Origin of the sequence: Saccharothrix sp. NPDC042600, from assembly GCF_040647305.1 — a bacterium.
GTDB classification, from domain to species: Bacteria; Actinomycetota; Actinomycetes; order Mycobacteriales; family Pseudonocardiaceae; genus Actinosynnema; species Actinosynnema mutabilis.
In genome coordinates this window covers 1-21,688 of sequence record NZ_JBEZBW010000128.1, presented here as the reverse complement: position 1 = coordinate 21,688, position 21,688 = coordinate 1, and the positions used below count along the sequence as shown (strand labels likewise).

Sequence of the window (21,688 nt, the reverse complement as noted above, 5' to 3'; positions counted from 1 at the left end):
CCGGAAGAGCTGGTTGCCAAGAAGGGAGAAGCGCGGTTGGGCTGCGCCCAGGCCGTACGGGGAACGAACCGAGGCCCTTCCTGTGGCTGATAGCCCATCGAAGAGCCCGCGTCTGCGGCGCGGTGTGTTGAGAGTTTCTCCAGATCGGGGTGTTTTGGGTGGTGGTTGGGCGGGCTTAGGGTTCGGGGGACCGAGGGGAGGCCCCGTTCATGAGCGCCACCGTGCCGGATGTTCGTCGGAGGATCGGGTCGGTGGAGGTGTTGGCGGGGCTTCTGCTGGTGGTTTTGGTTGTTCGTGGGGTGTTCGGGGGCGTTTTTCTGGCGCCCGTCGTGCAGACCTGGGCTACCGTGTTCGTGTCCATCGTGTTGCAGGCCTTGCCGTTCCTGGCGTTCGGGGTCGCGTTGTCCGCTGCCATCGCGGTTTTCGTGCCTCGGTCGTTCTTCGTCAAGGCGTTGCCGCGCAAACCCGTGTTGGCCGTGCCTGCCGCCGCCGCCACGGGGTTGGTGCTCCCGGGCTGCGAATGCGGCTCGGTGCCGGTGGCCGGCGCGTTGGTGCGCAAAGGGATCACGCCTGCTGCGGCGCTGGCGTTCCTGCTCTCCGCGCCGGCCGTCAACCCGGTCGTCCTGGCCGCCACCGCCATCGCCTTCCCGGGGGAACCCGGGATGGTGGCGGCCAGGGCGATCGCGAGTTTCGTCGCGTCCGTGGTCATGGGGTGGCTCTGGTTGCGGTGGGGGCGCACCGACTGGATCCGGTTGCCCGAGCACGTGCACGGGGACACGAAGTGGCGCGCGTTCTTCGGGGCCGCTGGGCATGACCTCGTCCATGCCGGGGGGTTCCTCGTCGTCGGGGGTGTGGCGGCGGCGACCATCAACGTGCTGGTTCCCGGGCGGTGGTTGCAGGCGTTGGCGGACGACGTGTGGCTGAGCGTGTTGGCGTTGGCGCTGCTCGCCGTGCTGCTGTCCATCTGCTCGGAGGCGGACGCGTTCGTCGCCGCCTCCCTCACCCAGTTCTCCACCACGGCCCGGCTGGCGTTCCTGGTCGTCGGGCCGATGGTGGACCTCAAGTTGTTCGCCATGCAGGTCGGCACGTTCGGGCGGCGGTTCGCGCTGCGGTTCGCGCCGGTGACGTTCGTGGTGGCGGTGGCGAGCGCGGTCGCCGTGGGGGCGGTGTTCTGGTGAACCGGACGGCGTCGTGCGTGGTGTTGTTGCTGCTGGGGGCGGCGGTCGTCAAGGTGTGCCTGACGGGCCAGTACCTGCGGTACGTCAAGGCCGGCTTGTGGCCGTTCCTGTTGTTGTCCGGTGTGGTGGTCGTGGTGCTGGCGGTGGCGAACCGGCATCGGCAACCCCGGGTGGCTTGGCTGCTCGTGCTGCCGGTGGTGGCGTTGGTGGTGGTCGCGCCGCAGCCCCTGGGCAGTTACGCGGCGGGCAACTCCGGGACCGCTCTGGTCGAGTCGGACGAGTACCCGCCGTTGCCGGGGGGTGATCCGGTGCGGGTGACCGTGTTGGACTACGCGTCTCGTGCGGTGTTCGACGAGGGGCGGTCGCTGGGTGGTCGTCGGGTCGTGCTGACCGGGTTCGTCGCCCGGGGTCCCGGCGGTGAGAACCTGTTGGTGCGCATGATCCTGACGTGTTGTGCGGCTGACGGGCGCCCGGTGAAGGTGGTGTTGGACGGGGTGGTGCCGGCCGAGCCCGACACGTGGGTCGAGGTGGTCGGCACCTACCGGGCCGGGTCCGTCGTGGACGGTGTCAACGGCGAGCGCATCCCCTTCCTGGCGGTCGAGTCGGTGAAGGTCGTGCCCGAGCCGCAGCGGCCCTACGAGTAGGTCAGCGCCAGCACCACTGGATGCCGTACTGGCCCGGCTCCGGGTCCAGCGTGATGAACTGGTAGGTGCTCGCCGCCCGGTTGAAGCTCACCTCGCCGCGCTTCTCCAGCGGCAGGCCGCTGCGGGGCTGGAAGTAGCCGCCGCACGTGCGCGGCAGGTGGTCGGGGTCGAAGGCGATCTGCAGGACCAGGTCCCGGGCCGGTCGGTAGATCGCGATCTGCGCGTGCTGGTCGGTCTGGCCGGGCGGGAACCGCAGGCCGAACTCCACGAATGCCAGCTCGCCCGCCGCCAGCGGCCGGTCCAGGAGGAACTCGAACACGCACGTCGAGGACGGCACGTCCGCGCGGAACCGGGAGGGGCGGCAGCCCTCGGTGTGGATGATCGTCGGCGGGTGGGTCAGCGACGAGCAGCGGGTGACGAAGACGAACTTCGTCGTGCCGTCGCGGTCGGCGCGGATCAGCCGGCGCACCAGCATGGACTCCTCGTGCCCGCGCGCGTCCACCCGGTAGGACAGGTACTGCGACAGCCGGTGCGGCGACTTGAGGTCGTCCGGGGTCGCCTCGACCTTGGCCAGCGCGCGGGCCACCGACTCGGGCCGGTGCCACACCTGGTCGTAGGTGACCACGGGACCGCCGCGGTTGGTCCACCGGCCGCGGGGCCGGCGGGGGCCCAGCAGCGCGGTCAGGGTGCGCGGTGGCTGGCCGAGGATCTCCTCCAGGGCCGTCACCGCGGCCAGCGAACTGGCCCGCTCGGGCCGGTTCTCGCCGTTCTGCCAGTAGCTCAGCGCGCTGATGCTGACCGGCGTGTCCTGTTCGCGCAGCCGCCGGCTGATCTCGTTCAGGCTCAGCCCGCTGCGTTGGATCGCGGCTCTCAGCGCGGCGCTGAAATCCGCGGGCACCGTGGTCGTCATGATGGCTCCTCCGTCAACGCCGCAGGGGTGCGTCCAGGGAATTGCTGCCGCCGGGCAGCCTACCCCGCCGGCCCGTTCGCGCGGAATTTCCAGGATCGTTCTGGACGAATGCGTCGCAGCGTCGGATTCGATTTAGCATCGCGGCGAACCGGGTGGGGTTTCCGGTACCGAGGGGCGGCTCCCAGATCCCGCGTGCCCGCACGGGCCGCGGTTCCCCGTCCCCTGGAGCCACCGGTGAGATCAACCCACACCTGCGCGGCCGTCGCCGTCGCGGGCCTGCTCGCGGCGCTGACCGCCGTCCCCGCCGCCGCGACCGGACCCGTCGAGGTGCCGGCCGGCGCGATCGCCGACAGCTACCTCGTCCAGGTGCGCGACGCCGACCACGCGCACCCGCTCGCCGCCCGTTACGGCGGGCAGGTCACCCACGTCTACCGCTCGGCGCTGACCGGGTTCGCGGTTCGGCTGCCCGCAGCGGCGGCGGCCCGGCTGGCCGCCGACCCGCGGGTGGAACGGGTCGTGCAGGACTCGGTCGTGCACGCCACCACGACCCAGACCAACGCGCCCTGGAACCTCGACCGCATCGACCAGCGCACCCTGCCGCTGTCGGGCACCTACACCTACGACAGGACCGGCGCGGGCGTGCACGTGTACGTGCTGGACACCGGGGTGCGGATCTCCCACCAGGACTTCGGCGGCCGGGCGGTCAACGGGTGGGACGCGGTCGACCGGGACCCCGTCGCCCAGGACTGCAACGGCCACGGCACGCACGTCGCGGGCACCATCGGCGGCCGGACCCACGGCGTCGCCAAGGCCGTGACCCTGCACGCCGTGCGCGTCCTGCCGTGCGGCGGGTCCGGGCCGAACTCGGTGGTCATCGCGGGCGTCGACTGGGTCACCGCCAACGCGGTCAAGCCCGCCGTGGTCAACATGAGCCTGGGCGACGGCGCCGGCGACACCATGCTGGACAACGCGGTCCGCCGGTCCATCGCCTCGGGCCTGACCTACGTGCTGGCCGCCGGCAACGACAACACCGACGCCTGCACCCACTCGCCGGCGCTGGTGCCCGAGGGCATCACGGTCGGCAACACGACCCGCTCCGACACCCGCCGCGGCACCTCCAACTACGGCCGCTGCCTGGACCTGTTCGCGCCCGGCACGGACGTCGTCTCGGCGTCCCACAGCAGCGACACGGGCACCGCGACCATGTCCGGCACGTCCATGGCCGCCCCGGCGGTCGCGGGCGCGGCGGCGATGTACGTGGAGGCCAACCCGGCCGCCACGCCCAAGCAGGTGCACGACGCGATCGTGGCGTGCGCGGCGACCGGCCTGGTCAGCGGCGCGGGCGCGTACTCGCCCAACCGCCTGCTCCAGGTCCCGTGCGGTCCGGCGACCCCGCCGGTGTGGTCGGACGACTTCGAGACCGACAAGGGCTGGCGGGCCAACCCGTCGGGCACCGACACCGCCACCACCGGCCGCTTCGAGCGCGGTGACCCCGAGCAGACCACGTCGGCCTCCAGCGGCCAGGTCAAGCAGCTCGGCACCGCGGCGAGCGGCGTGAACTGCCTGGTCACCGGCCGCCTGGCGGGCGCCTCCGACGGTGCGAACGACGTGGACGGCGGCGTCACCTCGATCGTGTCGCCGGCGATCGCCTTGCCGAGCGCGGCCAAGCTGCGCTTCGCCTTCACCTACGCCCACGGCGACAACTCCAGCGCCGCCGACTACCTGCGGATCAAGGTCCTGGACGGCACGAGCGCCACCACGGTGTTCGAGCGGCTCGGCGCGGCCACCGAGGTCGCCGGGGCGTGGCGGACCGCGACCGTGGACCTGGCGGCGTTCGGCGGGCGCGAGGTGCGGCTGCTGGTGGAGACGGCCGACGCGGGCACCGCCTCGCTGTGGGAGGCGGCGGTGGACGACATGGCGGTCACGACCTAGTCCACCTGCTGTTCAGAGTTATCCAACCTCCCGGACAGATCGTCGTTGACGGCCCTTCACCTGCGATTAGGGTCGAAAGCGTCCCCCTCCGCAGGAGGTGAAACCCCGCGGCGAAAGCCGTGACAACCGAATCGGCACCAACGCCCGAAGCCTCTCCGCGGCACATCGGGCCGGTACCGCGCACCGTCTTGTGGAGGCCGCCCCTCGGCGAGCCGGCTGCGCGGTTCCGCGCGGCCTTTTCCCGGACAACCGGAAAAAGGTTCGCGAATTCTGGAGAGATCCTCCCTGCTGGTTCTCGAACCGAATGTCGGGGACGGCCGGAATTCCACCTCTGCACCCGGCCGTCCCCGTCCCTGCCCAGAGGAATCCGAATGCGATCAGTGATCCAACGACGTCGATGGCGCCGCTCCGCGGTGGCCGCGACGACGTCCACCCTGCTGGTCGGCGCCTTCCTGGTGGCCGCCCAACCGGCGGCCACCGGGCACGCGGCGCCGGCCGCGCCACCGGAGATCGCCGACCAGGTCCCGCAGCTGCCCGAACCGGGCGTCACCGCGGCCCGCGCCGAGGTCACCGCCTCCGGCGGGGCCACGCGGGTCGCGACCGACCAACACGTCTGCGCGCCGGACGCCAAGTGGCTGCGGCTGCGCGTCACCCAGTTGTCGTTGCGCGGCAACGACTCGGTGACGCTCACCGGCTCCACGGCGGGCAGCTTCACCCTCACCGCGGCCAACTGGCCGGGCAAGGCGTTCCACACCCGCGCCTTCGAGGGCGACTGCGTCCGCGTCTCGCCCAACCTGACCGACCCGGCCAGCCGGTTCGCGATCGACTCCTACCAAGCCGGCACCCAGGCCCTGGCGATGGCCACGGCCACCGTCGCGGCCGTGGGCGACGTGTGCGGCTCGTCGTGCAACCAGACCGCGCCGCTGGTGAAGAACATGAACCCGCAGGCGCTGATCCTGGCCGGCGACAACGCCTACAACTCCGGCACCCTGTCCGAGTACAACAACGTCTACAACCCGTACTACGGCCAGTTCAAGTCGATCACGTACCCGACGCCGGGCAACCACGAGTACAACACCTCCGGCGCCGCGGGCTACTTCGACTACTTCGGCACGCGGGCCGGCGAGCGCGGCAAGGGCTACTACAGCTTCGACGTGGGCGACTGGCACTTCGTCGCGCTCAACTCGAACATCAGCCGCACCAGCACCTCCAGCCAGGTGACGTGGCTGAAGAACGACCTGGCGGCCAACACCAAGCCGTGCACCGCCGCGTTCTGGCACCACCCGCGGTTCAGCCGCGGCAGCCACGGCGACGACACGTCGGTCACGCCGTTCTTCCAGGCCCTCTACGACGCCAAGGCCGACCTGGTCGTCGTCGGCCACGACCACAACTACCAGCGGTTCGCGCCCTCGCGCCCGGACGGCACCAAGGACACCGCCAACGGCGTCCGGCAACTGCTGATCGGCACCGGCGGCCGGGGTTACTACAACTTCGACTCCTCCTCCGCCGCGACGCAGGAAGTGGGCAACACCAACACCTTCGGCGTCGGCAAGCTCACGCTCACCGCGACCGGCTACACCAGCGACTTCGTGCCGGTGTCCGGGCGCACGTTCACCGACACGGTGTCCGGCGCGTGCAAGAAGGCCAAGGGCTTCACCGTCGAGGCGACCCCGGCGTCGGTGAGCCTCAAGCCGGGCGGCACCGCGTCGGTGGCGGTGAAGGTGACCAGCACGGGCACCTTCTCGGAGCAGACCTCGCTGAGCGTGTCCGGCCTGCCCTCGGGCGTCACCGGGACGATCTCGCCGTCCTCGGTCACCCCGACCGCCGGCGGCTCGGCGTCGGCGACGCTGACGTTGACCGCCTCGGCGTCCGCGCCGAACGGCAGCGCCACGGCCACCGTCACGGGCACCGCGACGACGGCCACGAACACCGCCCGGGTGACGGTGAGCGTGTCGTCCACGGTCGGTGACGCGTTCTTCGACGACTTCGAGACCGACAAGGGCTGGCAGGTCAACCCGCAGGCCAACGACACGGCCACGACCGGCAGGTGGGAGCGCGGCGACCCCGAGCAGACCGCCGAGGCGGGCAACGGCCAGATCAAGCAGTTGGGCGACGCCACCAGCGGCGTCAACTGCCTGGTCACCGGCCGGCTGGCCGGGGCGTCCGACGGGGCCAACGACGTGGACGGCGGCAAGACGTCCACCGCGTCGCCGGCGTTCACCGTGCCGTCCGGCGCGAAGCTGAGCTTCAACTACAACTTCGCGTACGGCAACAACTCCTCGACCTCGGACTACCTGCGGGTGCGGGTCTTGGAGGGGGCCACGGCGACCACGGTGTTCGAGCGGCTCGGCCAGAGCTCGGTCGCGGTCCCCGGCCAGTGGCAGGCGGCGACCGTCGACCTGGCGGCCTACGCGGGCCGCAGCGTGCGCCTGCTCGTCGAGACCGCCGACGCCTCGACCGCGTCCCTCGTGGAGGCCGCGGTGGACGACGTGCGGGTCAGCGTCGGGTAGTCGGTGTCCAAGCGGTTCGCCCAGTGTTGACGGTGTGCACGGCCGGTCCTGCCCGGCCGTGCACACCACCACGGAAGGCCTTGGCATGTACGTCTCCACCATCCGCTCCGCGGACACCGGGCGGCCGTCGGGCCGGTCGGGGCGCGCCGTGCCGGCGACCGTCGTCGGGTTGGGCGTGGTCAGCCTGATCACCGACATGTCCGCCGAGATGGTCACCGCGGTCCTGCCGCTCTACCTCGTCTACGGCCTCGGCGTCGGGTACCTGCAACTCGGCGCGATCGACGGCCTCTACACCGGCGCGACGGCGTTGTTGCGCCTGGCCGGTGGCTACCTGGCCGACCGGCTGGGCCGGCCGAAGGCCGTGGCGCTGGCCGGTTATGGGCTCTCGGCCGTCACCAAGCTGGGTTTTCCCCTGGCGGGGTCCTCGCTGCCGTTGATCGGCGGCCTGATCGGCGTGGACCGGGCGGGCAAGGGCATCCGCACCGCGCCCCGCGACGCCATGATCACGCTCGCGGCTCCGGGGGACGGCCTGGGCCGGGCGTTCGGGGTGCACCGGGCGCTGGACACCGCCGGGGCGTTGCTCGGTCCGCTGGTGGCGTTCGGGCTGTTGCACTTCCTGGTCGGCGACTACACGGCCGTGTTCGCCGTCAGCTTCTGCCTGGCGGTGGTGGCCGTGGTGGTGCTGGCGGTGTTCGTGCGGGCACCGGTCGGGACGGTGGCGCGCACCAGGGTTCGGCTGCGGTCGGGGTTCGGGTTGCTGCGGGAGCGCTCGTTGCGGCGGACGTGCCTGGTCGCCGCGTCGCTCGGGGTGTGCACCGTGGGGGACATGTTCCTGTTCGTCGGTGTGCAGCAGAGCGCCGGGTTGCCGTCCGGGGTGTTGCCGTTGCTGCCGTTGGCGACCGCGTTGTCGTTCATGGCGTTGGCGACGCCGGTGGGGCGGTTGGCCGACCGGTTCGGGCGCTGGCGGGTGTTCCTGCTCGGGCACGTCGTGCTGGTGGGGGCTTATGTGGTGCTGGCGCTGGCGTTGCGGGGATGGGCCGTGGCGGCGCTGGTGTTGGTGGCGCACGGGGTTTTCTACGCTTGTACTGATGGGGTTCTGATGGCTCATGCCGCGCCGCTGGTGCCGGAGGCGTTGCGTGCCACCGGCTTGGCGATAGTCCAAACAGGACAGGCGCTGGCCCGTGCCTGTGGTGCGGTGGGTTTCGGGGTGGTCGCGACCGGGCTGGCGTTGCAACCGGCGTTCGCGGTGCTGGCGGCGGCGTTGCTGGTGGCGGTCCTGGTCGGTGGGGCGGTGCGGTCGTGATCGCGCGGCGGACGTGGGTCGGGGTCGGGCTGGTGGCGGCGACGCTGGCGGGTGGGGTGGCGTTCGTCGGGATGCGGTCGGTGGGGGCCGTCGTGCCGCCCGAGTCGTTGGACCTGCGTGGCGGGCTGGTGCACGTGGACGGGTCCGGGCGGGTGCGGCAGGAGGGGCGGGTCGGGCCGGCGTGCCACCGGGTGGACGTCGCGGCGGGGACGATGGTGTGCCTGCGGACGACCGCGTTGCCGGAGCAGTCGGAGGTCGTCGTGTCGGACGCCGCGGGGGAGAAGGTGCGGCTGACCGAGTGGGGGACGCCGTCGCGGGCGCGGGTGTCGCCGAGCGGGCGCCTGGTGGCGTGGACGGTGTTCCGCGCTGGTGACTCGTACCTGGGCGGGGCGGGGACGTTCTCCACGACGGCCGGCATCTACGACCTGGCTTCGCAGAGCCACTACGGGTCGCTGGAGGACTTCTCGCTGGTGCTGGAGGGTCAGCCGCACGACGCCGACGACGTGAACTACTGGGGGGTGACGTTCGCGCGCGACGACGTGACGTTCTACGCGACGCTGCGGACGGGGGAGTCGACGTGGCTGGTGAAGGGCGACCTGCGGACGCGGACGCTGGAGTCGTTGCGGCGCAACGTGGAATGCCCCTCGCTGTCGCCGGACGGGACGCGGATCGCGTACAAGCGCCGGACCGGTGACCGGTGGCGGCTGCACGTGCTGGACCTGGCGTCGGGCGCGGACGTGCCGCTGGCCGACCCGGCGCACCTGGACGACCAGCCGCAGTGGCTGGACGACCGGACGGTGGCCTACGGGCGGGACAAGGCGGTGTACTCGGTGCCGGCGGACGGCAGCGGCGCGCCCGTCCTGGTGCGTGCGGACGCCTCCTCGCCGGCGGTGCCCAGGTGACGCGCGGGACCGCCGAACCCGCCGCCCGCGCCGCCGCCGGGTCCTGGGCGGGTTCCCGCTCGGGACGCTCGGCGCGCTCGGACGGCTCGGCCCGCTTGGCCCGCTCGGGTGGCTCGGCGCGCTCGGCTCGTGCCGCTGCTCTCCGCGCGCGGCTCCGGGTACCGGCGGATTGCACGTGGCTCGGTCTCGCCCTGGTCGTTCTGGCAGCGGTCGTCCTGGTCGGCCTGCCGGAACCGGTCCGCGCACCCGCCTCGGCCGCCCCGCTCACCCTGGGCGAGGCGTTCCCGGGTGCGCGGACCTCCTCCGCCACCGGCGGCGCGCACACCCCGCTGGCCTACCTCGACCTGGACACGCCGGTCAGCGTCACCAACGCGGGCGACGTGGTGCGCCTGGTCGTCGGCGACCGGGTCGTCCGCGAACTGCCCGCCGCCGGCTCGCCCCGGTTCGCCGTGGCCACCCCGCCGGACGCCCTGGTGTGGCTGGAACTGTCCGACGTCACCGCCACCGGCTCGCTGTGGCGGTCCGGCCCCCGCGGCGAGGACCCGACGCGGGTCACCGCCGACACCGGCCGGGTGGTGCTGCTCGACTCCCAGTACGACCTCGTCGTCCACGACGGGCTGGCGAGCTGGGCGACGGTCGTCGGCGAGGACACCGAGGTCCGCACGGTCCCCGTGGCCGGTGGTCCGGTCGGCGCCGTGCGGCTGTCCGGCCGGTACACGTTGTCCGCGTGGCCGTGGGCGACGGCGGCCGAGGTGGAGGCGGCGGGGTCGTCGCGGCTGGCGGACCTGCGGACCGGCGCGGTGACCACCGTGCGCGGCGAGGGGGTGGAGCTGGTGGACTGCACGCCCGAGTGGTGCCGCGTGCAGGTGCTGCGGCAGAGCGGGACCGCGCGGCTGGACCTCATGCGCCCCGACGGGTCGTCGCGGCGGCGGGTCGGCGGGCGGGAGGTGCGCCCGGCGGTCGTGGACGTCGTGCTGCTGGACCGGTTCGCGGTGGTCGTGGACGACGGCCGGGGCGCGCTGGCGTTGTACGACACGCGCGGCGACCGGACGGCGGACCTCGCGACCGGCTTCGGCACGGTGCTCGCGCGCGGCCCGTTCGTGTGGTGGTCGACGGGCGAGAACACGGCCCTGACCTGGCACGTGGTGGACCTGCGCACGTTGTAGGCGGGTCACCCGGACGCGGGACGTCGCGTGGCCGGTTTCGCCTGAACGGCCTAACGTTCTTGGTGTGACCTCAGCGGAGTGCGTGCCATGGCCGGCTTAAGAGCGCGGGGTGCGCCGTTGGCGGTGCGGCGCACCCCGGGACTCTCCTTGAGCCGCCCCACGCCGGTGTCGGCCGCCGGGAGGTCGGGCCGACCCCGGCGGTCGCGTCCTGACCGACGCGCGTTAGCCGCACGTGGAACACCGCCTGGCGCCCCCGACCTCCGTGCCGGATCCGACCGGCTCGCCGGTCAGCGGGTCACGACAGGATCACCGAGCGGGTCAGGTGGCGGGGTTGGTCGGGGTTCAGGCCGGCGGCTTCCGCGATGTGCACCGCCAGCCGTTGCGCCACCACCAGCGCCGCCATCGGGTCCAGCGCGCTGGTCACGAACGTCCCCCCGGTCGCCGCCACGTCCTCCGCCAACCCCTCCGGCGCGGTGCCGAACACCCACGCCAGGCGGCCCGGGGCGGTGATGCTGATCGGGCCGTGGCGGTAGTCCATCGCCGGGTACGACTCCGTCCACGCGCCGGCCGCCTCGCGCATCTTCAGCGCCGCCTCGTGGGCCAGGCCCACCGTCCAGCCCCGGCCCAGGAAGGTGATCTGGGTGGCGGCGGTCCACTCCGGGCGCAGTTCCGCGCCCACGGCCACCGTCGCGTCGGCGATCGCGGGCGACAGGTCCTCGCCCAGCGACGTCCGCAGCAACGCCAGCGCGCTGGTCGCGAACCGCGTCTGCACCACCGACACCTCGTCGGCGAAGTCCAGCACGACGACGTCGTCGGAGGCGTCGACCACGGGCGTGCCGCCGTCGGCGGTCAGCGCCAGGGTCGGCACGGCCACCGTCTCCAGCAGGTCCAGCACCTCCGACGTCGTGCCCGAGCGGGTGATCGCGACGACCCGGTCGTAGTCGCGCGCCCCCGGGAACTCCGACGCCGCGAACGCGTCGGTGAAGCCCTGGCCCCGGGCCTCGCGCAGCCACGCGTAGGACTGCGCCATGAACCACGACGTGCCGCAGCCGACCACGGCCACCCGCTCACCGGGTCGGGGCAGGACAGGCGCGACCTCCTTGGCCAGCGTGGACGCCCGGTGCCAGCAGTCCGGTTGGGTGGCGATCTCGACAGCGACGTGGGTGCTCACGGGCTCTCCTCCAGACAGTGCGCATTTCTGCACTCAAGCCACGAACATACTGCATGATTTTGCATCCCGAACACCCTGTTCTGGCTAGAACCGTGCTCAAACGGTGACAACTGACTGTTGACCGGTGCGCGTTCGAGGGGAAGTATGTGCACAATTGCTCACCAGCCGCTCCGGTGTGCAGTGCACCACACAGCCCCTCAGGGAGTGCCCCGTGACCGCTGCTCCACTCCGCGCCGCCGCCGCCCTCACGGCCGCCGCGCTGGCTCTGACCGCCTGTAGCGGCGGGAACGCCGCAAGCGACGACGGCAAGTCGTTCACCTACTGGTCCATGTGGAAGGAGAACGAGCCGCAGGCGCAGGTCCTCGCGCAGGCGGTCGCCGACTTCGAGAAGGAGACCGGCATCGACGTCACCGTCCAGTGGCAGGGCCGGGACGTCCTGAAGAAGGTCGTGCCCGCGCTGCGCGGCGGTGACGTGCCGGACCTGGTGGACCAGGAGGAGGCGGGCGTGCGCGCGAACCTGGTCGCCTCCGACCAGTTCCGCGACCTCACCGCGGTCTACGGGGCCGAGGTGCCCGGCTCGGGCAAGAAGGTCTCCGACGTCGTCGCCGACAAGTACACCGGGACCCTGAAGAAGGACGGCAAGTTCTTCCTGGTGCCCTACGAGATCATCGGCAACGGCCTGTGGTTCGACGGCTCCAAGCTGCCCGGCACGGCCCCGAAGTCGTGGGACGACCTGGCCGCGCTGTTCGCCGCGGCCAAGGGCCAGGGCCGCGCGCCGATCGCGCTGGACGCCGACATCCCGTACTACAACGCCTACTGGACCGTCGGGGTGCTCCAGGGCGCGTTGGGCGCGGGCAAGGTCGACGAGCTGGCCAAGGACAAGACCGGCAAGGCGTGGGACACCCCCGAGGTCCGCGCCGCGCTGGGCAAGGTCAAGGACCTGGTGGACAAGGAGTACTTCATCGACGGCTACGACGGCTCCAAGTGGCCCGCCGTGCAGGAGAAGTGGGCGCAGCGCCAGGCGGACTTCCTGCTCATGGGCTCGTGGGCCCCGTCCGAGACCGGCCCGAAGGCCGCGCAGGGCTTCCGGTTCACCTTCGCCCCGCTGCCCGGCGCGAAGACCACCGTCCCGGTGAGCAACCTCGGGTTCGCGATCCCCAAGCCCGCCAAGAAGGCCGCGGCGGCGGAGAAGTTCATCGCCTACTTCCTCAAGGACGCGCACCTGTCCAAGATCGCGACCACGGCGAAGAACCTGACCCCGAACCCTGCCCTGCCGGTGCCCGACGACCTCAAGGGCCTGGGCGCCGCCCTGGAGACGCTGCCGGTGTCGCGCCCGATCGACGGCATCGACGAGATCCCCGGCTACGCCGAGGAGGCGTTCTACCCGGTCAACGACCAGCTCATCAAGGGCAAGACCGACGTGGCCGGCTTCCTGGCGCAACTGGCGGAGAAGCAGGCGAACTACTGGAAGAAGAACGGCTGATGGCGGTTGCGTCCGCGACCGCGGTCGCCGGGCGTCGGGCGCGGCGGACCAAGGCGTCCGCCGCGCCGCTCACGCCGCTCGCCCGTCGCCGTCGCGCCCTGTTCTGGCCCTTCGTCGCGCCCGCCCTCGCGCTGTACCTGGTGTTCTTCGTGGGCCCGGTGCTGGCGTCGGTGTGGATCAGCTTCCACAAGTGGGACGGCGTCGGCGCGCTGGAACCGCGCGGCGTGCAGAACTACGAGATCCTGCTGGACGATTCGACGTTCCTCGACTCGTTCGTCAACACCATGCTGATCCTGGTCGTGGTGGGCGTGGCGACGTTCGCGGTGTCGTTCGCGTTGACGATGGTGCTGCGGGAGATGCGCGGGCGCAAGTTCGTGCGCGCGGTGCTGTTCTTCCCCTACATCGTCTCCCCGGTGGTGCTGTCGGTGCTGTGGGGCTTCCTGTTCCGCTCCCCGGAGGGCCTGCTCACCACCCTGTGGTCCGGTGTCACCGGCAGCACGCCGAACTGGTTGGGCGACAACCTGTTCACCGTGATCTGCATCGGCCTGGTCTGGGTCAACACCGGGTTCTTCACCACGATCATCATGGCCGGGGTGGACCGCATCCCCGCCGACCTGTACGAGGACTCGGCGCTGGCCGGGGCGACGGCGTGGCAACGGTTCCGGCACATCACGCTGCCGTTGACGTGGGACGTGGTGGCCACCGCGGCCGTGATCTGGACGATCTCGTCGTTGAAGATCTTCGAGTTCATCTACGCGTTCGGCGGCACGACCAACGACATGCCCACGGTCGAGGTGTGGAACAGCGCGTTGTTCATCTACGGCAGCACGTTCGGCGGGCGCAACCCGCAGTACCAGTTCGGGTACGCCTCCGCCTCGGCGGTGGTGATGCTGCTCGTCGTCGGCGTCCTGGTCGTGCTGCTGCGGAGGGTGATGCGCCGTGCGCAAATCCAGTTCTAGACACGGCCACGGCCCCCTGTACCGGGGTGGCGTGGGCCTGGTGTGGCTGCTGGCGATCTTCAACGTCGGCGTGCTCGCCTGGATGGGCGTCGCCGCCCTGCGCGACCACACGGCGATCTTCTCGCAGCCCTGGTCGCTGTCCACGTTCGGCGAGTTCGGCAACTTCGCCAAGGCCTGGTCGGACAGCGGGTTCGGCGCGGCGGCGCTGAACACCGTCCTGCTGGTCGCCGGGTCGGCGGTGGTGCTGGTGGCGGTCTCCGCTCCCGCCGCCTACGCCCTGGCCCGCTCGGGGACCCGGATCTCCGGCGCGATGGCGTTGTTCTTCGCCCTGGGCATCGGCATCCCGGTGCAGGTCATCGTGGTCCCGCTGTTCGTCATGCTGGAGAACATCGGCCTGGTCAACTCCCTGACCGGCCTGTTCGTCCTGTACGTGGCGCTGTCCCTGCCCTTCACCGTCTTCCTGCTCACCGCGTTCTTCGGCTCGCTGCCCGAAGAGGTCGAGGAGGCGGCGGCGATCGACGGGGCCGGGCCGCTGCGGACGTTCCTCCAGATCTCGTTGCCGCTCGCCCGCGGTGGCCTGATCACGGCGTTGATCCTCAACGCGATCGGCCTGTGGAACGAGACGTTCATCGCGCTGGTGTTCGTCCAGGACACCGAACTCCAAACGCTCCCGTTGGCGTTGCTGGGTTTCATGCAGACCCAGCAGTACTCCGGAGCGGACTACGGCGCCCTGTTCGCCGGTGTCTGCATCCTCGTCCTGCCCATGCTCGCGCTCTACGTCTGGCTCGGACGGCGCATCGTCGAAGGGATGACGCTCGGCGCCGTCAAATAACCCTGCGACGCAAGGAGCCTTTGATGGCCGACATCACGCGGCGGTCGTTGTTCGGTGGCGCGTTGGCGACCGGTGTGGTCGCCATGAGCGGCGCCCCGACCGCCTCGGCCGCGGACGACCCGCCCCGTCCGCCCGGTCAGACCACCATGATCGACGTCCCGTTCCCCGCGCACAACACCGTCCGCATCGGCCTGATCGGCCTGGGGAACCGCGGCGGCGCGATGGCTTCCGGCTGGGCGTCGGTGCCCGGCGCGGTGGTCACGGCGGTGTGCGACATCCGCACCAGCCGGGCGCAGACCACCGCCGACCGGCTGGTCGCCCAGGGCCACCCGCGGCCGGCCGTGATCGGCGGCTCGGTGGACTCCTACAAGCAGTTGCTGGCCCGCACCGACGTGGACCTGGTCTACATCGCCACGCCGTGGGAGTTCCACTACGCGCAGGGCCGGGACGCGATGCTCGCCGGCAAGCACGCGTCGGTGGAACTGCCCATCGCGACCGAGCTGTCGGAGCTGTGGAGCCTGGTAGACACCTCCGAACGCACCCGCAAGCACCTGATGCTCGCCGAGAACTGCTGCTACGGCAACAACGAGCTGGCCATGCTGCGGATGTCGCACTCAGGCGTGTTCGGCGAGGTCACCAACGGCCACGGCGGCTACCTGCACGACCTGCGGGCGCTGCTGTTCAGCGACACCTACTACACCGACTCGTGGCGCAGGCTGTGGCACACCCGCAGCAAGGCCAGCTTCTACCACATGCACGGCCTGGCCCCGGTCGCCGCCGCGATGGACATCAACCGCGGTGACCGGTTCACCACGGTCAGCGCGACGGCCACCCCGGCGCGCGGCCTGGCCGACTACCGCGAGCGGTTCGTGCCGCGCACGCACCCGTCGTGGAACGAGACCTACGTCAACGGCGACCTGGTCACCTGCCACATCAAGACGTCCAAGGGCTACGACATCCGCACCGCCCACGACGTCAGCACACCGCGCCCGTACAGCCGCATCAACAGCATCGCGGGCACGCGCGGCATCTTCGAGGACTACGCGGGCACCGCGTCCGGCGCGCGCGTGTACTTCGAGCCCGGCCACACCGACCACTCGTGGCGCGACTTCGGGACGTTCCGCGAGCAGTACAAGCACTGGCTGTGGCGCAAGTTCCCCAACGGGGTCGGCGGGCACGGCGGCATGGACGGCATCATGCAGTGGCGCACCGTGCAGCTCATGCGGTCCGGTCTGGTGCCCGACATCGACGTCTACGACTCGGCGGCGTGGTGCGCGCCGATCCCGTTGAGCGTGCTGTCCCTCGACTCCGGCGGCGCGGCGGTGGCGGTGCCGGACTTCACCCGCGGCGACTGGTCGCGCCCGCGCCCCGGCCTGGACTCGCCGGAGACCGACATGCCCGGCGGCGGCGGCACGTCCCCACTGGCCAACCTGGCGGCGGCGTTCGACAACGTCGGCACCACCCACGAGAACAACACCACCCCGGGCAACTTCGACGGCGACGGCAACAGCTTCTCCGCCGACAAGCTCACCGCCGCGGGTCTGGCGCCCGGTGCCACCGTCACGGCGCTGGGCGCGTCGATCACCTGGCCCACCGGCGTCGGCGTGCGCAACAACGCCCGCGGAGCCGGGCAGGTGATCCGGTTGTCGGGCAAGGGAAGCCGGGTGGTGGTGCTGGGTTCCGGCATCGGGACGCTGCCCGGCGGCGACCTGGTCGTCCGCTACACCGACGGCACGACCGCGCGCGGCACGATCGCGTTCCCGAACTGGACGCAACCGGCCGCCGGCGGCGCGACCGCCGTCGCCACGGTCGTGGGCCGCAACCGGCAGAGCGGCTACGGCGACACGGCCTACCGCTACACGATCTTCGCCCATTCGGTCGGGACGGACCCGGCGAAGACCGTGGACACGGTGACCCTGCCCGCCAACGCCGACATGCACTTCTTCGGATTGGGCCTGGCGCCTTGAGGGTTTCGGCTAACAGCGACCCCTCCGTCGCCGATGGTCGTGGTGACGGAGGGGTTCGCCCTTGGACGTGCGCACTTCTCCGGGGCCGCTGAGCAACGTGCCCTCCGCGGTGCCCGGGTTCCTGCTGTTGGTCGCCTTGCCGGCCGCGCCCGTCGCGCGGGCAAGGCGACCGACGGCCTCCACCGCACCGACCAGGCGACGTTCGACCACGGCCGGGGCGTGACGCGCTACTCGAACCGACCCGGGTCACCCGCGCCGCGCCGCACGATCTCCGGCTCACCGCTGGAGAAGTCCACGACGGTGGTGGGTTCGGTGCCGCAGTCGCCCGAGTCGAGGACGGCGTCGACCACGTTGTCCAGGTGGTCCTTGATCTCCCAGCCGTGCACCAGCGGTTCGTCCTGGTCGGGCAGCAGGAGCGTGGAGGACAGCATCGGCTCGCCGAGCTGCTCCAGCAGCGCCTGCGCCACCGGGTGGTCGGGGATGCGCGCGCCCACGGTCTTCTTCTTCGGGTGCAGCAGCCGGCGCGGCACCTCGCGGGTGGCCGGCAGGATGAACGTGTAGCTGCCCGGCGTCGCGGACTTGATCGCGCGGAACACCGCGTTGTCGACGTGCACGAACTGTCCCAGTTGGGCGAAGTCGCGGCACATCAGGGTGAAGTGGTGGCGGTCGTCGAGGTGGCGGATCTGGCGGATGCGGTCCAGGCCCTCCTTGTTGCCCAGCCGGCAGCCCAGCGCGTAGCAGGAGTCCGTGGGGTAGGCGATCAGGCCGTCGGACCGGATCAGCTCCACGGCCTGGTCGATGGACCTGCGCTGGGGGTTGACCGGGTGCACGTCGAAGTACCTCGCCATGCGCGGAGCCTAGTGGGCGCGAATCCGAGGCGCGCGGGAACGCCCGCCGGGGTTGCGGGCAAGAAGGGGTCGTGCGAACCGAGAGCGCCCTGGCGGCGCAACGTGGGAGTCCGGTGACCGAGCGCTTGGCCACCCCCGGTGACCTGGCCGAACTGTACGACCGGCACGCCCGTCCACTGCACGCGTACCTGTCCCGGCGGGTCGGGGCGTCGGTGGCGGACGACCTGGTGGCGGAGTCGTTCCTGGTGCTGTGGGAGCAGCGTCACACGTTCGACCCGACGCGGGCGGGCGCGCGGGCGTGGCTGTACGGGGTGGCGTCCAACCTGGTGCGCCGGCACGCCCGGTCGGAGGTGCGGCGGCTGCGGGCGTGGGCGCGGCACGGGGTGGTGTCGTCGGACGACTTGAGCGCCGTGGCGGCGGCGCGGGCGGACGCGGGTGCGGTGAGCGCGCGGCTGGCGTCGGCGATCGCGGCGCTGCGCGTGGAGGAGCGGGACGTGCTGCTGCTGGTGGCGTGGGCGGACCTGACGCCGAGCGAGATCGCGGAGGTGCGCGGCATCCCGGTGGCGACCGTGCGCACCAGGCTGCACCGGGCGCGGACGCGGCTGCGCGGGGCGGGTTCGGAGATCGTGGAGGGGGACGGCAATGGGTGAGCGGGACCGGGTGGTCGAGGCGGTGCGCGGGGTGTTGGCCGATCCGGCACCGATGAGCGAGACGGCTTTCGCCGCCGGCCGGGCACGCGTGCTGGCAGCGGCGGCGGGTGACGCGGCGGGCGCGGCCTCCGGCCCCCGTCTCCATTCTCCCACCGGGGACCGACAAATCCCCACGCACGGCCGGCGAGGAGCGGCGCTCGGGTCGCGGTGGCGGTGGCCTCGGCGGTGGGTGGGGGTCGCGGCTGGGGTTGTGGTGATCGCTGTCGGGGGAGTGGTCGGCGCGTCGGTGACCGAGGGGCCTGCTCGGGCCACGGCCGCCGAGGTGTTGGACCTGGCCGCCGCCCACGTCACCGACGCCCGCGACCCCGTCCTCTCGCCCGGCCAGTACCGCTACACCCGCACCCGCGACTGGGCGCTCGCCGTGGACGACCGCGGCGACCAGAAGTTCCGCCACCTCTACGAAGGCGTCTCCGAAACGTGGCGTCCGCAGGACTGGCGGGCCGAATGGGTGTCCCGCTACACCGTCACCGGCAAGCGCCAGTGGGTCGAGGGCACCGAGGAGGCCGCCCGCGCCGCCGGCGTCCACCTGGACGAACCGCGCACCACCGAGCGCCGGGCACCCTGTGGCGACTTCGTCCCGGAGCTGGGTGAGTCCGGACCTTGTGCGAACGTCGCGGGCAGTTGGCGGCACCCCACCGAGGCGTTCCTCGACACCCTGCCCCGCGACCCCGCCGAGCTGCACCGCCAACTCGACCAGGCCGCGCAGGACGTCCCCGGTGGACCGCTGGCCGTCGCCGCCGACGTCCTCGCCACCGCCTGGGTGCCCGAAGACCTGCGCGCCGCCCTCTACCAAGCGCTCGCCAAGCTGCCCGACCTGACCGTCTCCGACCGGGCGGCCAACCTGGACGGGCGGGTCGGGGTCGCGTTGCGGGCCGGGGCCGGGCCGCAGGCGCGGGAGATCGTCGTGGACCCCTCCACCGGGCGGTTCATCGGTGAACGGGTGATCAGCACGCAGGAGTGGGAAGGGCTGCCCGCGGGCACGGTGTGGTCGTTCACGTCCGTCACGATCGGGGTCGCCGACGGGCCGGGCGTCCAGCCGCGCTGAGGGCACGGCGCGCCGGAACAGTACGAAAGTATCTTGTCCGGCGCGCCGACCGCCCCAAATACTCGGCACGTCCGACCAGGACACCTCACACCGCCCGGGACACGAAGGGCCATCGAGGGCTGGCCGCTCCCCGGGCGCCCTGCATCGAGGAGCAGTGATGCGAGACCGAACCCTGCCCGGACGAACACTCGGCCTGGGACTGGCGGTCACCACCGCCGTCGCCGCCGCGTTCGTCCTGCCCGGCGCGGCCACCGCCGCGCCGGAAGGCCCGATCGTCGCCGAGAGCGCGCCGAACGCGGTCGCGGACAGCTACATCGTCGTGCTCAAGGACAACGGGCTCGCCCAGTCCGACGTCAGCGGCAAGGTCGCCGAACTCACCGGCCGCTACGGCGGCAAGGTCGGCTTCACCTACCGCGCCGCCATGAAGGGCTTCTCGGTCACCCTGTCGGCCAAGCAGGCCAAGCGCCTGGCCGCCGACCCGGCCGTGTCCTACGTGGAGCAGGACCGCACCGTCCAGGTGCTGGCCGACCAGCTCAACCCGCCGTCGTGGGGCCTGGACCGCGTCGACCAGGCGGACCTGCCGCTGAACCAGAAGTACAGCTACGGCACCGAGGCGGGCAACGTCACCGCCTACATCATCGACACCGGCATCAACTACAACCACAGCGACTTCGGCGGGCGCGCGACGTTCGGCTTCGACGCGTTCAACGACGGCCAGAACGGCAAGGACTGCCAGGGCCACGGCACGCACGTCGCGGGCACCGTCGGCGGCGCGTCCTACGGCCTGGCCAAGAAGGTCAACCTCAAGGCCGTGCGCGTGCTCAACTGCCAGGGCGGCGGCTCGGTGTCCACCGAGGCGGCGGGCGTCGACTGGGTGACCGCGAACGCGGTGTTCCCGGCCGTGGCCAACATGAGCCTCTACACCGGCACCGCGAACGAGCCCAGCCGCGTGCTCGACGACGCCGTGCGCGCCTCGATCGCCAAGGGCGTGTCCTACGTCGTCGCGGCGGGCAACTTCAACGACGACTCGTGCAAGTACTCGCCGCAGCGCGTCACCGAGACCATCAACGTCGGCTCGACCACCAACACCGACGCCCGGTCCTCGTTCTCCAGCTACGGCACCTGCACCGACATCTTCGCGCCGGGCTCCAACATCGTGTCGGCGTCGTACTCGAACAACACGGGTTCGGCGACGATGAGCGGCACGTCGATGGCCTCGCCGCACGTCGCCGGCGCGGTCGCGCTCTACCTGGCGGCCAACCCGACCAAGACCCCGGCCGAGGTGCACAGCGCGATCCTCGCCCAGGCGACCCCGAACAAGGTCACCAACCCGGGCGCGAACACCCCGAACCGCCTGCTGCGCGTCAACGGCGGCACCACGGGGGTCTCGGTGGCCAACCCCGGCAACCAGACCACGGCCGTCGGCGGCACCGCGAACCTCCAACTGACCGCGACCGGCGGCACCGCCCCGTACACGTGGTCGGCCACCGGCCTCCCACCGGGCCTGACCATCGGCGCGTCCACCGGCCAGATCACCGGCACCGCGACCACGGCCGGCACCTACACCGTGACCGCGACCGCGACGGCCGGCGCCGGCGGGTCCGGCAGCACCACGTTCACCTGGACCGTCGGCACAGCCGGCTGCGCCCCGCAGACCAACGGCACCGACGTCGCCATCCCGGACGCGGGCGCGGCCGTGACCAGCACCATCACGGTGTCGGGCTGCACGGGCAACGCCTCGGCCACCTCCAAGGTCGAGGTCCACATCAAGCACACGTGGCGCGGTGACCTGGTCATCGACCTGGTGGCCCCGGACGGCACGGCCTACCGCCTGAAGAACTCAAGCAGCAGCGACAGCGCGGACAACGTGGACGCGACGTACACGACCAACCTGTCCTCCGAAACCCGCAACGGCACGTGGTCCCTGCGAGTCCAGGACATCGCCCGCTACGACACGGGCAACATCGACTCCTGGACCCTGACGCTCTAACACAGAAACGCCACGCACCTCAAAAGTGGGGCCGGCCGCCACGCGGCCGGCCCCACTGCTTCAACGGGCTGCCAAGCCACAGGAAGGGCCTCGGGTGGTTGGCCCGTACGGCGGGGGGGGGGCCCACGCCACGGTGGG

At 71.8% G+C, this 21,688-nt stretch carries 17 protein-coding genes; 14 read left to right on the top strand and 3 right to left on the bottom strand.

Going from position 1 to position 21,688, the window contains the following annotated elements:
* Window positions 1–209: 209 nt before the first annotated feature.
* Both AB0A74_RS38585 and AB0A74_RS38580 read left to right on the top strand, forming a co-directional pair.
* Window positions 210–1,178 carry a permease gene (locus tag AB0A74_RS38585; protein ID WP_358257560.1) on the top strand — a complete coding sequence of 323 codons (969 nt, stop codon included), beginning with the start codon at window positions 210–212 and terminating at the stop codon, window positions 1,176–1,178.
* The gene (locus tag AB0A74_RS38580) at window positions 1,175–1,822 is read left to right on the top strand and encodes a TIGR03943 family protein (RefSeq protein ID WP_358257558.1); all 648 of its coding nucleotides are present in this window, start codon (window positions 1,175–1,177) and stop codon (window positions 1,820–1,822) included. The genes AB0A74_RS38585 and AB0A74_RS38580 overlap by 4 nt, the downstream gene beginning before the upstream one ends.
* Window position 1,823: 1 nt before the next feature.
* Here the strand turns inward: AB0A74_RS38580 and AB0A74_RS38575 are convergent, their stop codons facing one another.
* On the bottom strand, window positions 1,824–2,732 hold the full coding sequence (locus AB0A74_RS38575) for a helix-turn-helix transcriptional regulator (protein WP_358257556.1): 909 nt from the start codon (window positions 2,730–2,732) through the stop codon (window positions 1,824–1,826).
* A gap of 234 nt (window positions 2,733–2,966) precedes the next feature.
* Here AB0A74_RS38575 and AB0A74_RS38570 point away from each other — a divergent pair, with 234 nt between their 5' ends.
* The 5 genes from AB0A74_RS38570 (at window position 2,967) to AB0A74_RS38550 (ending at window position 10,545) form a co-directional block, all read left to right on the top strand.
* A complete protein-coding gene (locus tag AB0A74_RS38570; protein ID WP_358257554.1) occupies window positions 2,967–4,664 on the top strand; it encodes a S8 family serine peptidase in 1,698 nt (565 codons plus the stop codon).
* Window positions 4,665–5,035: 371 nt separating this feature from the next.
* Window positions 5,036–7,174, top strand: a complete 2,139-nt coding sequence (locus tag AB0A74_RS38565) for a metallophosphoesterase (RefSeq protein ID WP_358257552.1) — start codon at window positions 5,036–5,038, stop codon at window positions 7,172–7,174.
* An 85-nt stretch (window positions 7,175–7,259) separates the two neighbouring features.
* On the top strand, window positions 7,260–8,477 hold the full coding sequence (locus AB0A74_RS38560; protein ID WP_358257562.1) for an MFS transporter: 1,218 nt from the start codon (window positions 7,260–7,262) through the stop codon (window positions 8,475–8,477).
* A complete protein-coding gene (locus tag AB0A74_RS38555; RefSeq protein ID WP_358257551.1) occupies window positions 8,474–9,379 on the top strand; it encodes a hypothetical protein in 906 nt (301 codons plus the stop codon). Before AB0A74_RS38560 ends, AB0A74_RS38555 begins: the two co-directional genes overlap by 4 nt.
* On the top strand, window positions 9,376–10,545 hold the full coding sequence (locus AB0A74_RS38550) for a hypothetical protein (protein WP_358257549.1): 1,170 nt from the start codon (window positions 9,376–9,378) through the stop codon (window positions 10,543–10,545). The genes AB0A74_RS38555 and AB0A74_RS38550 overlap by 4 nt, the downstream gene beginning before the upstream one ends.
* A 295-nt stretch (window positions 10,546–10,840) precedes the next feature.
* Here the strand turns inward: AB0A74_RS38550 and AB0A74_RS38545 are convergent, their stop codons facing one another.
* The gene (locus AB0A74_RS38545) at window positions 10,841–11,716 is read right to left on the bottom strand and encodes a sugar isomerase (RefSeq protein ID WP_358257547.1); all 876 of its coding nucleotides are present in this window, start codon (window positions 11,714–11,716) and stop codon (window positions 10,841–10,843) included.
* A 211-nt stretch (window positions 11,717–11,927) separates the two neighbouring features.
* Here AB0A74_RS38545 and AB0A74_RS38540 point away from each other — a divergent pair, with 211 nt between their 5' ends.
* From AB0A74_RS38540 to AB0A74_RS38525, 4 genes are read left to right on the top strand one after another with little or no spacing between them, the layout of a single operon-like run.
* Window positions 11,928–13,199 (top strand): ABC transporter substrate-binding protein, encoded by a 1,272-nt coding sequence (locus AB0A74_RS38540; protein ID WP_358257546.1) that lies wholly within the window; start codon window positions 11,928–11,930, stop codon window positions 13,197–13,199.
* Window positions 13,199–14,158 (top strand): sugar ABC transporter permease, encoded by a 960-nt coding sequence (locus AB0A74_RS38535; protein WP_358257544.1) that lies wholly within the window; start codon window positions 13,199–13,201, stop codon window positions 14,156–14,158. Before AB0A74_RS38540 ends, AB0A74_RS38535 begins: the two co-directional genes overlap by 1 nt.
* The gene (locus AB0A74_RS38530; RefSeq protein WP_358257543.1) at window positions 14,139–14,990 is read left to right on the top strand and encodes a carbohydrate ABC transporter permease; all 852 of its coding nucleotides are present in this window, start codon (window positions 14,139–14,141) and stop codon (window positions 14,988–14,990) included. Before AB0A74_RS38535 ends, AB0A74_RS38530 begins: the two co-directional genes overlap by 20 nt.
* A 23-nt stretch (window positions 14,991–15,013) precedes the next feature.
* Window positions 15,014–16,957, top strand: coding sequence for a Gfo/Idh/MocA family oxidoreductase (locus AB0A74_RS38525; protein ID WP_358257541.1), 1,944 nt, complete (start codon window positions 15,014–15,016; stop codon window positions 16,955–16,957).
* A 227-nt stretch (window positions 16,958–17,184) separates the two neighbouring features.
* On the opposite strand, the gene AB0A74_RS38520 is transcribed toward AB0A74_RS38525, so the two are convergent.
* Window positions 17,185–17,805 carry an L-threonylcarbamoyladenylate synthase gene (locus AB0A74_RS38520; protein ID WP_358257539.1) on the bottom strand — a complete coding sequence of 207 codons (621 nt, stop codon included), beginning with the start codon at window positions 17,803–17,805 and terminating at the stop codon, window positions 17,185–17,187.
* A 71-nt stretch (window positions 17,806–17,876) separates the two neighbouring features.
* On the opposite strand from AB0A74_RS38520, the gene AB0A74_RS38515 reads away from it, so the two are divergent.
* From AB0A74_RS38515 to AB0A74_RS38505, 3 genes are all read left to right on the top strand, one after another.
* Window positions 17,877–18,455, top strand: coding sequence for a sigma-70 family RNA polymerase sigma factor (locus AB0A74_RS38515; RefSeq protein ID WP_358257537.1), 579 nt, complete (start codon window positions 17,877–17,879; stop codon window positions 18,453–18,455).
* Window positions 18,448–19,560, top strand: a complete 1,113-nt coding sequence (locus AB0A74_RS38510; protein WP_358257535.1) for a CU044_5270 family protein — start codon at window positions 18,448–18,450, stop codon at window positions 19,558–19,560. The genes AB0A74_RS38515 and AB0A74_RS38510 overlap by 8 nt, the downstream gene beginning before the upstream one ends.
* 157 nt (window positions 19,561–19,717) lie before the next feature.
* A complete protein-coding gene (locus AB0A74_RS38505) occupies window positions 19,718–21,550 on the top strand; it encodes a S8 family serine peptidase (RefSeq protein WP_358257534.1) in 1,833 nt (610 codons plus the stop codon).
* The last annotated feature ends 138 nt before the right edge of the window (window positions 21,551–21,688 follow it).

Excerpts from the sequence above, each read along its gene's own strand:
- AB0A74_RS38585 (WP_358257560.1), top strand. The coding sequence starts at position 210 with ATGAGCGCCACCGTGCCGGATGTTCGTCGGAGGATCGGGTCGGTGGAG.
- AB0A74_RS38575 (WP_358257556.1), bottom strand. The coding sequence starts at position 2,732 with ATGACGACCACGGTGCCCGCGGATTTCAGCGCCGCGCTGAGAGCCGCG.
- AB0A74_RS38565 (WP_358257552.1), top strand. The coding sequence starts at position 5,036 with ATGCGATCAGTGATCCAACGACGTCGATGGCGCCGCTCCGCGGTGGCC.
- AB0A74_RS38560 (WP_358257562.1), top strand. The coding sequence starts at position 7,260 with ATGTACGTCTCCACCATCCGCTCCGCGGACACCGGGCGGCCGTCGGGC.
- AB0A74_RS38535 (WP_358257544.1), top strand. The coding sequence starts at position 13,199 with ATGGCGGTTGCGTCCGCGACCGCGGTCGCCGGGCGTCGGGCGCGGCGG.
- AB0A74_RS38525 (WP_358257541.1), top strand. The coding sequence starts at position 15,014 with ATGGCCGACATCACGCGGCGGTCGTTGTTCGGTGGCGCGTTGGCGACC.
- AB0A74_RS38520 (WP_358257539.1), bottom strand. The coding sequence starts at position 17,805 with ATGGCGAGGTACTTCGACGTGCACCCGGTCAACCCCCAGCGCAGGTCC.
- AB0A74_RS38510 (WP_358257535.1), top strand. The coding sequence starts at position 18,448 with ATGGGTGAGCGGGACCGGGTGGTCGAGGCGGTGCGCGGGGTGTTGGCC.
- AB0A74_RS38505 (WP_358257534.1), top strand. The coding sequence starts at position 19,718 with ATGCGAGACCGAACCCTGCCCGGACGAACACTCGGCCTGGGACTGGCG.